Consider the following 12,796-nt stretch of genomic DNA (forward strand, 5'->3'; position numbering starts at 1 on the left):
CCCGGTGGCCCCGCGCCCCGGCGACGCCGCCCGTTACGCAGGGGCGGCACCACCGGGTCACGGGGTCCGGTCGGTCGGGTGGGAAGGGAACCTACTCGATGACCTTGAGCAGCTTGTTGGCCGTGCCGCTGCTCGGGTTGGTGATCTTGTCGGCGGTCGCACCCCCGGTGAGGGCGGAGGCGACCTGGGCCGGGGTGGCGTCCGGGTGCCCGGCCAGGTAGACGGCGGCGGCACCCGTGACGTGGGGGGTGGCCATCGAGGTGCCGGAGATCGTCTTGGTGCCCTCGTCGCTGTCGTTCCAGTCGGAGGTGATGTCAGAGCCGGGGGCGTACAGGTCCACCGTCTTGCCGAAGTTGGAGAAGTCCGACTGGGCGTCGTCCTTGGTGCTGGACGCGACCGTGATGGCCTCGGGGACTCTCGCCGGGGAGCTCTGGCCGGCGTCCGCGGACTCGTTGCCGGCGGCGACCGCGAACGTCACGCCCGAGGCGATGGCCTTGCCGACCGCCGCGTCGAGGGCCTGGTCGACGCCTCCGCCGAGGCTCATGTTGGCGACGGACGGACCCTTGTGGTTCTTGGTCACCCAGTCGATGCCGGCGACGACCTGCTCGGTGGTGCCGGAGCCGTTGTCGTCGAGGACCCTGACCGCGACGATCTTGGCCTTCTTGGCCACACCGTGGGCCGTACCGGCGATGGTTCCGGCCACGTGGGTGCCGTGACCGTTGCCGTCGTCGGCGGTGTCGTCCTTGTCGACCGCGTCGAACCCGTAGGCGGCACGGCCGCCGAAGTCCTTGTGGCTGATGCGTACGCCGGTGTCGATGACGTACGCGGTCACCCCCTCGCCGCCCTTGTCGGGGTAGGTGTACTTGCCGTCGCCCGCGGTGTCCTTCTGGTCGATGCGGTCCAGCCCCCAGGACGGCGGCTTGTCCTGGGTGGCGTCGATGTGGAACTTCTTGTTCTGCACCACCGTGGCGACCGCGGGGTCGGCGGCCAGGCGCCTGGCCTCCGTCTCGCTGAGGCTGTCCGCGGAGAACCCGTTGACCGACGAGCCGTAGGTCCGGCTGATCTGGCCGCCGTACTCCTGGGCCAGGTCCTGCTTCTCGGCGCCCGAGGTCTTCTGGTCCAGCAGGACGATGTAGCTGCCGGACACGGCTCCTTCGGCGTTCAGGCCGTAGACCACGCCTTCCGCGGGCTGGTCCGCCTGCGCGGCGGGGGTCACGTACAGGGCGGTGCCCGCGACGGTTGCGGCGGCCGCGATCGCGGTGACGGTCTTGGCCCTGCCTATGCGTTTGTGATGCGCCGTCAAGAGGGGTCTCCTCGTGCTGTGTGTGGGGGGATTCGCGCGAGCAGCGACGTCCTGCTCGCGCCATGGAGCGTGCCTACTTGTCGCGAGCAGATCAATCCCCGCATCCCGCGACGGCGGCCCGGCCGAGGCCGATCTCCACAGGACTCGCGCATCCACGAGGCAACCCGCACGCGTTCGCGCAGCCCGTCGCGTTGGTTGAATCACCAAGGAACGATCAAGAAAAGTCCGTGACCATTCCTTCACCGGCCGTCCACGGAGGGACGCGCTCCGGCACGCGAATTCGCACTCGTGTACGACACTGAGGGTGTGTGCCCGTATGGGTTGCAACCCCTGTCCCGGGGTCGTTAGCTGGTAAGTACCGGCGGTGAAACGAGCGCATGGGGGCCACGGCATGGACCGCGGGCCCACGCCCACTGTGCGTCCCCCGGGCAGCGGCCTTTCCACCGCCGTCGTCCAGCGCCAGCCGCGGAGGTGGTCCAGGTGAAAGCCGTCGTCTACGAAAAGCCGTTCAGCGTGACGGTGAGGGACGTCGATGATCCGCAGATCCAGCACCCGAACGACGTGCTGGTGAGGGTCACGTCGACCGCGATATGCGGTTCCGATCTGCACATGTACGAGGGCCGCACCGCAGCGGAGGCCGGCATCGTCTTCGGGCACGAGAACCTCGGCATCGTCGAGGAGGTCGGCAGCGGTGTGACCTCCTTGTCCCAGGGTGACCGCGTGGTCATGCCGTTCAACGTGGCCTGCGGGTTCTGCAAGAACTGCCTCGCCGGGAAGACCGGGTTCTGTCTGACGGTCAATCCGGGCTTCGCCGGCGGAGCCTACGGCTATGTCGCGATGGGCCCCTACAAGGGCGGCCAGGCAGAGCTGCTGCGGGTGCCGTTCGCGGACTTCAACTGCTTGAAGCTGCCGCCGGGCGACGAATTCGAGACCGACTTCGTGCTGCTCGCCGACATCTTCCCGACCGGGTACCACGGATGCGAACTCGCCCAGGTCACCCCGGGTGAGAGCGTGGCCGTCTACGGCGCGGGCCCTGTGGGTCTGATGGCCGCCTACTCCGCGCTGCTGCGGGGCGCGTCGAAGGTGTTCTCCGTGGACCGCGTGCCCGAGCGGCTCGCCAAGGCGGAGGAGATCGGGGCGATCCCCATCGACTTCACCAAGGGCGACCCGGCCGAACAGATCAGGGAACAGACAGGAGGCGAGGGAACCGACAAGGGCGTGGACGCCGTCGGCTACCAGGCCCAGTCGCACGACACGAGCCACGAGGAACCGGCCATCGTCCTCAACGAACTCGTCATGACGGTCCGGCCCACCGGCATGCTCGGCATACCGGGTCTGTACGTGCCCTCCGACCCGGGCGGACCCGACGAGCACGCCAAGCAGGGCCAGCTGCTGGTCTCGATCGGCAAGATGTTCGAGAAGGGCCAGCAGATGGGCACCGGTCAGTGCAACGTCAAGCGGTACAACCGCCAGTTGCGCGACATGATCATCGCCGGGCGGGCCAAGCCCAGCTTCGTGGTCTCCCACGAGCTGCCGCTGGAGGACGCCCCGTTGGCGTACGAGAAGTTCGACAAGCGGATCGAGGGCTACACCAAGGTGGTGCTGCACCCGGGTCACGCACTCGCCGCGTGAGGCGGTCGTGACGTCCGCATGACGCGGAAGGTCCCGGCGCACGGGGTGCGCCGGGACCTTCTCGGCAGGTGCCCGAAAGGGCGGCCGGGCCTCAGTTCGTGGCGGACGGAGTGCGGCGCGGCAGCTTCCAGTTCGGGCGCGGGAAGTGGCAGGTGTACCCGTTGGGGTAGCGCTCCAGGTAGTCCTGGTGCTCGGGCTCCGCCTCCCAGAAGTCGCCCACCGGCTCGACCTCCGTGACGACCTTGCCCGGCCACAGACCGCTCGCCTCGACGTCCGCGATCGTGTCCACGGCGACGCGGTGCTGCTCCTCGTCGGTGTAGTAGACGGCGGACCGGTAGCTTCGCCCGAGGTCGTTGCCCTGGCGGTCCCGCGTCGTCGGGTCGTGGATCTGGAAGAAGAACTCCAGGATGTCACGGTAGCTCGTGGCCGTGGGATCGAAGAGGATCTCGATGGCCTCGGCATGGTCGCCGTGGTTGCGGTACGTGGCGTTCGGCGTGTCACCGCCGCTGTAGCCGACGCGCGTGCCCACGACACCCGGCTGCTTGCGGATCAGGTCCTGCATCCCCCAGAAACAACCGCCCGCCAGCACGGCTCGCTCGGTTCCCACTGTCATCGGTCGCTCCCTCACGCTCGACCCACGGTCCGGCGCGCTCGTCGGCGTGCCGGCCCCACGGTCACTCGGCCTCTTACTGTCCACGAGCGGCCGGTCGACGGCCGCTCACGACACATTCTGCAACCGGGGATCGGCGCGTTTGATTCCCGGTCGCCGCCCCTCGGGTGGCCCTTTCCGCCCAGGTGTCAGGCGGCCTTTCCGTCTCCCTTCGGCGTGGGGCCCGCGGCTATCGAGAAGTCCAGGGCGAGGCCGTCGCCGGTGGCGTGGGCGGAGGTCAGCGCGACCCCGCGGGGCAGTCCGGTGACGGCGACCGTGCGGGGCTTCAGCCGGTCCCTGAGCCCGGACGCGGCCGGCAGGGCGTCGAGGTCGTCGACCGGCACGTTCCGGCCGAGGACACCGACCGTGGTGGGTGTGATGGTGAAGGCGTCGGACGTGGTGGACACCTTCGCCCGCACGGTGACCGGCAGCCCCAGGGTCCCGACGCTGCCGCCGAGGACCAGGTCCCCGTCCCGGCCGCCGGCCGTCAGCCCGTCGCCGAGCGCCCCCAGGCGCCGGGTCACCTGGTCGTATCCGACGGTGGCGGTGGCCGTGCCGCCGGCGCTGCGGCCGTCCGTCGTGACGTCCTTCAGCCGGACGGTCACGTCCATCACGGCGTGCTGGCGGTGCACGCCCTCGGCGCTCACCTCCACGTCACCGACGTCTCCGCCGAGGGTGCGCAGTCCGGCGAGCGAGGTGGTGAGGTCGACGTGCACCGGCCCGTCGGGGCGCAGACTGCGCGACGCCCGGTCGGCGACCTTCGCCTCGGTCCGGTGCTCGACGAGGAGATCGGTCGCGCAGACGACGGCGGCCAGTGTCGCGGCGGCCGCGACCAGGGTGAGGGTCCTGCCTCGGCGGTTGAGGATCACGTGGGTTCTGCTCCGGTTCGGTCGGGTGGATGCGGGACGGTCAGGCGTGCACGTGCGGCAGGAGCCGGTCGAGCCGGCGGGGTATCCACCAGTTCGCCCTGCCCATGAGGAACATGGCCGACGGCACCAGGACCAGCCTGACCACCGTCGCGTCGACGATCACACTGATCGCCAGTCCCAGCGCGAGCATCTTCACGACCACGGTGGGCGAGGCGGTGAACGACAGGAACACCGCGGTCATGATGAAGGCGGCGGCCGAGATGACACGCGCCGTCGAGGACAGCCCCTCCCCCACGGAGAGCCTGTTGTCGCCGGTGCGGTTCCAGGCTTCCGCGATCCGGGACAGCAGGAAGATCTCGTAGTCCATGGACAGTCCGAAGACGATGGCGAACATCATCATCGGGACGTACGACTCGATGGGCACCGGCTCGGACAGGCCCAGCAGCGAGTCCCCCCAGCCCCATTGGAAGACCGCCACGAGCACGCCGTAGGAAGCGGCCGTGGTGAGCAGGTTGAGGACGACGGCCTTGAGAGGGATCACCACACTGCGGAAGACGGTCGTCAGCAGCAGGAAGGCCAGGACCAGGACGATGCCGATGACGAGGGGCAGCCGCTCGCCGATGGTGGCGCGGAAGTCCGCCTGGCCGGCCACACTGCCGGTCGGAAAGGCCTTCGCTCCCGTGCCGTCGAGGGCCTTCGGGAGCGTCCGCCCGGACAGGGTGTCGAGCAGGGCGCCGGTCTCCTGGTCCTGCGGGCCGGTGGCCGGGGTGACCGTGGCGGCGAGGACCTTTCCGTCCGGGCTCGCTCTGACGGGGCTCACGGACGCGACGCCGTGGGTGCCCCGCAGGGCGGCGGTCAGGTCCTGGGAGATCCGGTCGGCGGGTGTCGTCGCCCGGCTCACGTCGACGACGACGAGGACGGGTCCGTTCGCCCCCGGTCCGAAGCCCGGCCCGTCGGCCCGCGCGATCCAGTCGTACGCCGTACGCGTGCTGCTGCCGGCCCGGTCCGCGCCGGCGTCGACGTGGCCGAGGCGCATCGACAGCAGGGGCACGGAGCACACGCCCAGGACCGTGAGGCCGACGACCAGGAAGGTCCACGGGCGCCGGGAGACGAGTGCGGCGTAGCGGTGCCAGCCGTCGCGCGCTCCCGTGCTCTCGGCCACCGGGCGGCGCACCCGCAGCCGGTCGATGCGCCGGCCGACCAGTCCCAGGGCGGCCGGGACCAGGGTGAGGGCGGCAGCGGCGGTCACGACGACGGCGAGGGTGGCCGCCAGCCCGATCTTCCCGATGAAGGTCAGTCCGCAGGCGTAGAGGCTCAGCATGGCGACGGCCACGGTCAGGGCGGCGATGAGCACGGCACGTCCGCTGGTGTGGGCGGTGCGCGCCGCGGCCTCGACCGGGTCGCGCCCCTCGATGAGGTCCTGCCGGAAGCGCGTGGTCAGGAACAGGGCGTAGTCGATGCCGACGCCGAGGCCGATCATGCCCGCGAGGGTCGTGGCGGAGGTGGCGAAGGAGAGGGTGGCGGCGACGACGCCCACGATGCCGAGACCGACACCGACGCTGATCAGGGCGGTGACCAGGGGCAGCAGCGCGGCGAGGACACTGCCGAAGGCCAGCAGCAGGATGACGAGGGCGGTGGCGACACCCACACCCTCGCTGAGCTTGTCGTCGGCCGGTTCCCGCACCACCTGTTCGAGGTCGCCGCCGTACGCGACGCCCAGCCCCGCCGCCCGGGCGGGCTCCGTCGCCTCGTCCAGCCGCGCGGTGTAGCCGTGACCGAGGCTCTTCAGCTGCTCGTCGAAGGAGACGGTGGTGTGGGCGGTACGCCCGTCGTCGCTGGTCACCAGCGCGGAGGCGGCAGTGACGTGCGGCAGGTCGCGCAGCTCGGCCAGGGTCCGGTCCACGGCGGACCGCCGGTCGCCCACGGTGCCGGAGCCGGTGTGGAAGACGACCTTGCCGTTGGGCCTGCCCGCGTCGGGCAGGGACCGGGCCAGGAGGTCGGCACCGGTGTGGGAGGGGGTGCCGGGCAGGCTGACCTGATCGCTGAAGGTGGGGGCGGCCAGGTGCCGTCCGGCAAGGGCCGCGGCGAGGACCAGCAGCCAGCCGGCGATGACGGCCGCGGGGTGCCGGGCGCAGAAGGCGCCGAGGCGGCCGAGGCGGCCGGGCGCGGGCTCGGGTCCGGCCGGTGGACGCGGACCGGCGGGCGCTTCGGCCGGCGCCGGGAGATGGGGCGAGGAACGGGGCACCGTGGCCTCCAGAGGAAAGTGTCACGACTGACGCGAACTCTAGAGAAGAAATGGCACGCATGACAATTGGCATGGATGACATATGGCGGATGCCGGGTCGTCGACGTGACACGCGTGCCGATTGACAGTCGCGACAGCATGGCGGAGGCTCGCCCCATGCCGAACGAGATCGCCCCCGCCGGACTGCGCGAGCGCAAGAAGGTGGAGACGCGGCGACTGCTGCTGGAGGGAGCCGCGCGCCTGTTCCGGGAGCGGGGCTTCGAGGCCACGACGGTCGCGGACATCGCCGCTCACGCGAACGTCTCGGTGCGCACGTTCTTCCGCTACTTCGAGAGCAAGGAAGCGCTGCTGCTGCCCGACGGCGTCGAGATCTTCGCGTACGTGGAGAACGCCCTGGCCGGGCGCCCGGCGGACGAGGAGCCCCTGGACGCGGTGTGCAACGCCCTGCTGGAGGCGGCCGAACCGTTCGCGGCCTCCACCCTGACCGCCCTCAGCCATCCACTGGAGGACATCGAGAACGTCGTCACGGCCCGCCTCGTGCAGGCCTTCTCCGACTTCGAGGAGCGGCTGACCGCCCTGGTCCGGCGCCGGCTCCCGCCGGACGCTCCGGACGCCGACCTGGAGGCGGCCGTGATCGCGTGCGCCGCCCTGTCCGCGGTACGTGCCGTTCTGCGGACGCGCCGGGCACGCCGCGCGACCGGCCCGTCGGACACGGGGCCGGCGACCCTGCTGCGGGCCTTCCGCATCCTGCGGGGGATCGGCACCCCGTAGCGGGGCGGGCGGCGGCCGGTCTCCCGGCCCCTCGCGTGGGCCGGGGTCCCGCGCGGCACGGTGCACCGCCTCCGGTGTCCGTGTCCGCGTCGGCCCCCGTCGCCGTCAGACCGCGGGCGTCACATCCGGGTACCGAAGTCCTGGGTCCACCACGGACCGCCCGCGCCCTTGTGGACGCCCACGCCGATGTTCTTGAAGGAGCAGTTGAGGATGTTCGCGCGGTGGCCGGGACTGTTCATCCAGGACTCCATCACGGAGGCGGCGGTCTGCTGCCCCTGCGCGATGTTCTCGCCCTCCGTGGACCAGCGGTAGCCCGTCGCGGTGATGCGCTGCCCCGGGTCGGCGCCGTCGGGGTTGGTGTGGTCGAAGAAGCCGCGCGCGGCCATGTCGTCGGAGTGGTTCTGGGCCGCCTTCTCCAGCTGCGGGTCCTCGGTGAGCGGACCACAGCCGGCGCTCGCGCGCTCCTTGTTCACCAGCGCGACCACCTGCGCGACCGTGCCCGACGGGGCCGGCTGGGACTGCGGTGTACCGGCCGGCGCGGGAGCCTGCGGGGTGGAACGCCGGGGCGCGGGCGTCGTCTTCTTCGGGGAGGGGCTCGGTGACTTGGAGGCGCGTGGCTTCTTCGACTTCGAGGCGGAGGGCGACGGTGACGCCGAGGCCGAGGGCGAACTCTTCTCGGGGCTGGGCGCCGAGAGGTCCACTATGGGGGTGGCTTCCGCGCGCTCGGCGGTCGTACCACCGGCGCCGTCACCGGAGTCCGTGCCGAAGTACCAGAAGCCGCCGCCGGCGACGCAGGCCGCCACGACGGCGGCGCTGACGGCCCGGCGCCGCATGCGCCGCCGGCGCAGCGACTCGGTGCGGGAGGCCGCGCGGCCCTGGCCCGGGCCCGTACCGGCGGACGCGCCGAGCGGGGTCGCGGAACCGGCGGCGGCCATCCCGCCGGTGGTGGAGCGCACGCTCGCGAGCAGGGCGGACGAGACTCCGACCAGCGCCAGTCCGGCCAGCAGCCCCTCCGCGGGCATCAGTCCGGACCACAGGCCGGAGCAGTGCACGCACTCGCGGGCGTGCCTGGCTATTCGCTTGCGCCACAGCGCCGAGGGCAGGCCGTCCCAGGACGCGAGCACGACCCGGAGCTCCTCGCACTGGGGCCGCGCGTCGAGCGCCCGTACCACCACGCGGGCGGCCTCGAGCTGCGCCTTCATCCGCTGCACACGGACGGCGGTGTGCTGGGTCGACAGGTCCAGGGCGGCGGCGACCTCGGTCCGGGTCAGCTCGCCGGCGCACTCCAGCCACCACAGCGACAGCAGACCGCGGTCGTCCGGCTCCAGCCAGCGCGTCGCGCGCGCCGTCTCCTGGCGCTGCCCGGAGAGCTGGAGCTGCATCACCGTCAGGTCCACGAAGTCGGCGCCCGGGTCCGCCAGTTCCTGGGCCTCGTCCACGGCGCCCGGGGCGTTCTGCCGGTCCTGCCAGTGCGTGCGCACCTGGTTCATGGCGATCGCGACGAGCCAGGAGCGGAAGCGCTCCGGAGTCCGCAGCCCGTCCAGGCCGTGCAGGGCGCGCAGCATGGTCTCCTGCACCACGTCGTCGACGTCCACCGAGCCGTTCAGCGCCCGCCCGACGATGTTGTAGACCAGCGGGAGGTACGCGTTGACCAGGGCGTCCTGGGCCTGCGTGTCCCCCTCTCGCGCGGCGATCACCAACGCCGCCGACCCCGCCCCGTGCTGTGCGCTCATCAAATGCTTCCCGTCCTCGACGCCGAACGATTGTGTCCGATGCCTGGGAGACCGCCGGGGGCGCCCCGGATAACACTTGTTCGAAAACTCGCCTCAGGAATTTCCGGCCGGGCCGAGCCCGGCACGGTGGGCCGTGGTCCGGTGACGCAAGGTGAGGACGCGAGGGCGTGTGTTCGCCATCAGGACACCTGTTCGTCACCTACTCTCGGTTGCCCCTCACCTAGGGTGGCGCCTGTGTCGGAAGGTCACGAGCCGCTCGGTGGGCGGGCGACGGTGCCGCCGACCGGGCCCGATCGCAGGCCCGTGTCCGGAGCAGGCGCCCCGTCCCGGCTGGCCGCCCTGCGCGCCGCCGCCTCGCGCATCGGCACCACGCTCGACGAGAACACCACGTGCGCGGAGCTGACCCGTGAGGTCGCCGGGCAGGTGGGAGGTGCCGCGGCGGTGCTGCGCCTCGGCCGCCGTGCCGGTTCGCGATACGAGGCGGTCGTCGGCAATCCGGCGCTGCTGCCCGGCCTTCCGTGGGCCGAGGGGGTGGCCAGGGGCGCGGCCGGGACCGCGGGCAGCGGGCTCGGGCACCCGGTGGCGGGCCATGCCGGCCAGGTGCTCTGCGTGCCGGTGGTCGCGGGCGGCCGCTGCTACGGCGCACTGGTCGGCGCCCGGGACACGGCCCCGTTCACCGCGGCGGAGGCCGAGGTGCTGGCGTTCCTCACCGAGCACGCCGCCTCCCACGTGCGGCACGCCCGGGAGCACGACGCGGTGAGTGCCATCGTCGGCAAGCTCCAGCGTGCGCTGCTGTCGGAACCCGGGCGGCCGCACCCCAACCTGGACGTGGCCACCCGCTATCTCCCCGTGGGGCAGAGCACGCTGATCGGCGGCGACTGGTGCGAGACCGTCCGGCTGCACTTCGGCCGCACGCTCCTCGTGGTCGGCGATGTGATGGGGCACGGTTTGGAGGCCGCCGTCGACATGACGGCCTACCGTTCGGCCCTGCGCTACATAGCCTCCGCCGACCTGCCCCCGCACCGTGTGCTGCGCCAGCTCGACGCGCTGGCCGCCGGGGAGCCGGAACGCCGGCCCGCGACCTGCCTCATCGCCCAGGTCGACCCCAATCGCGGACAGGTGACCTTCGCCTCCGCCGGTCATCTGCCCCCGGCGGTCACGGACGAGCGGGGCCGCACCTCCCTGTTGCCGGTTCCGGTCGGCCCGCCGCTGGGCACCGGTCTCGGCGGTTACGAGCCGGCCACCTACCGGCTGGACCCCTCGCAGACCCTCGTGCTCTTCACCGACGGACTCGTCGAGCGCCGCGGCGAGGACATCGACCACTCGCTCGGCCGGCTGGCCGGCGTCCGTTTCCGCCCCGCCTCACCGGTGGAGGACGTCCTCGACACGGTGCTCGCCCGCCTCGACGCCCGGCACGCGGAGGACGACGTGGCGGTTCTGGCCGTCCGGCTGCGCGACCGCGGCGCGCACCCGGACGGCTCGGCGCCCTGAGCCCGCGGCCGGGCGGGGACGAGCGTCAGAACTGCTCGACGAAGTACGGTTCCACGGTCATCCAGCCGTTGCCCGCGGCTCCGTCGAGCCGGCCCGTGGAGTTCCTGGACAGGGTGTACCAGGACTCCACGTAGTCGGGGTCGTCGGTGAACCAGGAGTCCGGCATCGCGCTCAGCACCGCGTTCACCAGGGGGATGTACGCCCCCTGGTCGGTGACGGTGAGCAGGGCGGTGGTGAGGGCCTGGGCCAGCGCCTTGTAGTTGGTGCCGTCGTCGTCCTCCATCATGACGACGTCGGCCAGGTTGTACTTGTAGCTGGACCAGTTCACCAGGATCTGGTTCGGGTGGTAGACGGTGCCGTCGTCGTCCAGGTACGGCATGTCGACCGAGTCGACGCGGGCCTTGCCGTCCGGCCCGAAGCCGGTCACCAGGGCGAACATCTCGGCGCCGCCCTTGAACCAGGGCTCCTCGTCGTCGTTCACCTCGACGGCCGTGACCTTGGTGGCCCACCAGCCGGCCGCACCGGCTCCGTTCGCGGCCCGGTCCCGCGGGGCGGCGAGTCCCTTGTCGGCGAGGGCCCCGCGCAGCACCGCCAGTCCGGCGCGGTGGGCCTTGGAGACGTCGATGTCCAGGACGTAGAGGGGCCGGTCGGGGACCCGGGTGGCGTCCACGGCGTGCGCGCGGCCCTGGCTGTCGTAGGCCGTGATGGTCCTGGTGCGCTCGTCGGCCGCCGCGACGGCGACCCACGGCGTGGCGCCGACTTCGAGACGCGCGCGCATGGAGGGTGCGCCGAGGCGTACGCGCAGCAGGGACCCGGTCGTCGCGGGCAGTCCCTTGAGGGCGGCGATGCGCCGGTCCGCGGTGGTGACCGCGGCCTCGAGCCGCTCGCCCGCGGGGTCCGCGGTCCGGGCGGCCAGGGCCCGCAGGTCCACCTCCAATGTGCCGAGCGCGGCCGTGCGCACCTGCTCCCGCCACTCGGGCGCGGCCAGCGAGGAGGACAGGGACCGTGCGATCCGGTCCTCGACGTCGTGGACCTGGGCGTGCCGCGTCACGGTGGCCGGGCGCGCCGGGTTCGGTGCGGTCGAGGCGATGGCGGGCTGGGCCGTGCCGATGACGGCGGCCAGCGTCATGCCGATCAGGGCGCCGCGCCGCTTGCTGGGTCTGCTCACCGTGCTCCTTGTGTTGTGTCGGCCGCCGCACCGCGGGGACGGGTACGGCGTGTGGGGGGTCGGCGATGCCGTCTTGATTTGGCGCGCGCATGACAATCAGGCGGTCAGCCGCACGCTCGCCGCTGCGACGGCGACCGCGGCCGGGAAACGGTCCCGGCCCGTCGCGGGAACGTGGTCGACGGGGGCGATCCGCTAGCCGGGGTGGCCGCCCGCGTCCCTGCGCCGGGCCGGCTTCAGCGAGTTCAGCATGAGCTCCTCGGTGGTGCGCAGGTACGTCTCGGCCGCACCTCGCGCCTCCTCGGCCCGGCCCTCAACCACCGCGCGCACGACGGGTGCGAGCCGCGCCGCCGCCCCGGCCGCGTCCTCGAAGGGGGACCGCAGGGCACCCCGCACCGGGAGATAGGCGTTGAAGAGCGTGTTGGTGAGCAGCAGATAGACCCGGTTGCCGGTGGCCCGGGCCAGTTCGCGGTGCACCTCCACGTCGGCGAGCTGGGTGGCGTCGGCGTCCGGCGCCTCGGCCACCCTGCGCAGCAGCTCTTCGAGCGACCTGGCCTGCCGTGCCGTGCGCCGGGCGGCGGCCCGGCCGGCGATCAGCGCGCCGATGTGCCGCCGCACCTCGAAGACCTCCCGCAGCCAGGCGGAGTCCTGCGTGGCCAGCATCGGGAGCAGGTCGGCACCGCCGAGCCGCAGGTAGTCCAGCACGGAGGTGCCGACGCCGTGCCGGGTGCTGAGCAGCCCGGCCTTCTCCAGCCGGGTCAGCGCGTGCTTCAGGGTGGTGCGCGTGACGCCGTATCCGGCCGCCAGCTCCCGTTCGGGAGGGAGCAGGGAGCCGGGCCGGTGGGTACCGCCGAGGATGTCCTCGCGCAGCCGGTCCTCGAGCAGGTCGACCACGGATCGGCGGGGAAGGCTTTCGACGGCCACGCGGGGTCTCCGAT

10 protein-coding genes are annotated in these 12,796 nt (G+C 72.3%); 3 read left to right on the forward strand and 7 right to left on the reverse strand.

Features of this window, described 5'->3' with window-relative positions; genetic code table 11:
• Positions 1–91: 91 nt before the first annotated feature.
• Positions 92–1,303, reverse strand: a complete 1,212-nt coding sequence (locus tag ACF08B_RS22670) for a S8 family serine peptidase (RefSeq protein ID WP_392319024.1) — start codon at positions 1,301–1,303, stop codon at positions 92–94.
• A gap of 480 nt (positions 1,304–1,783) precedes the next feature.
• On the opposite strand from ACF08B_RS22670, the gene ACF08B_RS22675 reads away from it, so the two are divergent.
• The gene (locus ACF08B_RS22675; RefSeq protein WP_093480010.1) at positions 1,784–2,935 is read left to right on the forward strand and encodes a glutathione-independent formaldehyde dehydrogenase; all 1,152 of its coding nucleotides are present in this window, start codon (positions 1,784–1,786) and stop codon (positions 2,933–2,935) included.
• A gap of 91 nt (positions 2,936–3,026) precedes the next feature.
• On the opposite strand, the gene msrA is transcribed toward ACF08B_RS22675, so the two are convergent.
• The 3 genes from msrA to ACF08B_RS22690 all read right to left on the reverse strand — a co-directional run bounded on the left by msrA (position 3,027) and on the right by ACF08B_RS22690 (position 6,698).
• On the reverse strand, positions 3,027–3,548 hold the full coding sequence (gene msrA / locus ACF08B_RS22680) for a peptide-methionine (S)-S-oxide reductase MsrA (protein ID WP_093480009.1): 522 nt from the start codon (positions 3,546–3,548) through the stop codon (positions 3,027–3,029).
• 185 nt (positions 3,549–3,733) lie between these two features.
• Positions 3,734–4,453 (reverse strand): LmeA family phospholipid-binding protein, encoded by a 720-nt coding sequence (locus tag ACF08B_RS22685; RefSeq protein WP_392319025.1) that lies wholly within the window; start codon positions 4,451–4,453, stop codon positions 3,734–3,736.
• Positions 4,454–4,493: 40 nt separating this feature from the next.
• Positions 4,494–6,698, reverse strand: a complete 2,205-nt coding sequence (locus tag ACF08B_RS22690) for an MMPL family transporter (RefSeq protein WP_392319026.1) — start codon at positions 6,696–6,698, stop codon at positions 4,494–4,496.
• A gap of 156 nt (positions 6,699–6,854) precedes the next feature.
• Between ACF08B_RS22690 and ACF08B_RS22695 the strand changes: the two genes are divergently transcribed.
• Positions 6,855–7,469 (forward strand): TetR/AcrR family transcriptional regulator, encoded by a 615-nt coding sequence (locus tag ACF08B_RS22695; RefSeq protein WP_392319027.1) that lies wholly within the window; start codon positions 6,855–6,857, stop codon positions 7,467–7,469.
• Between the two features lie 119 nt (positions 7,470–7,588).
• Here the strand turns inward: ACF08B_RS22695 and ACF08B_RS22700 are convergent, their stop codons facing one another.
• On the reverse strand, positions 7,589–9,202 hold the full coding sequence (locus ACF08B_RS22700; RefSeq protein WP_392319028.1) for a sigma-70 family RNA polymerase sigma factor: 1,614 nt from the start codon (positions 9,200–9,202) through the stop codon (positions 7,589–7,591).
• 303 nt (positions 9,203–9,505) lie between these two features.
• On the opposite strand from ACF08B_RS22700, the gene ACF08B_RS22705 reads away from it, so the two are divergent.
• Positions 9,506–10,693, forward strand: coding sequence for a PP2C family protein-serine/threonine phosphatase (locus tag ACF08B_RS22705; protein WP_392319029.1), 1,188 nt, complete (start codon positions 9,506–9,508; stop codon positions 10,691–10,693).
• A 25-nt stretch (positions 10,694–10,718) separates the two neighbouring features.
• Here the strand turns inward: ACF08B_RS22705 and ACF08B_RS22710 are convergent, their stop codons facing one another.
• Complete coding sequence (locus ACF08B_RS22710) at positions 10,719–11,861, reverse strand: DUF3103 family protein (protein ID WP_392319030.1); 1,143 nt, start codon at positions 11,859–11,861, stop codon at positions 10,719–10,721.
• 192 nt (positions 11,862–12,053) lie between these two features.
• Positions 12,054–12,782: a FadR/GntR family transcriptional regulator gene (locus ACF08B_RS22715; RefSeq protein ID WP_392319031.1), complete on the reverse strand. Its 729-nt coding sequence runs from the start codon at positions 12,780–12,782 to the stop codon at positions 12,054–12,056.
• Positions 12,783–12,796 lie beyond the last annotated feature (14 nt).

The organism is Streptomyces sp. NPDC015139 (assembly GCF_043079785.1).
In the GTDB taxonomy this organism is placed as follows: Bacteria; Actinomycetota; Actinomycetes; order Streptomycetales; family Streptomycetaceae; genus Streptomyces; species Streptomyces albidocamelliae.

Excerpts from the sequence above, each read along its gene's own strand:
- ACF08B_RS22695 (WP_392319027.1), top strand. The coding sequence starts at position 6,855 with ATGCCGAACGAGATCGCCCCCGCCGGACTGCGCGAGCGCAAGAAGGTG.
- msrA (WP_093480009.1), bottom strand. The coding sequence starts at position 3,548 with ATGACAGTGGGAACCGAGCGAGCCGTGCTGGCGGGCGGTTGTTTCTGG.
- ACF08B_RS22700 (WP_392319028.1), bottom strand. The coding sequence starts at position 9,202 with ATGAGCGCACAGCACGGGGCGGGGTCGGCGGCGTTGGTGATCGCCGCG.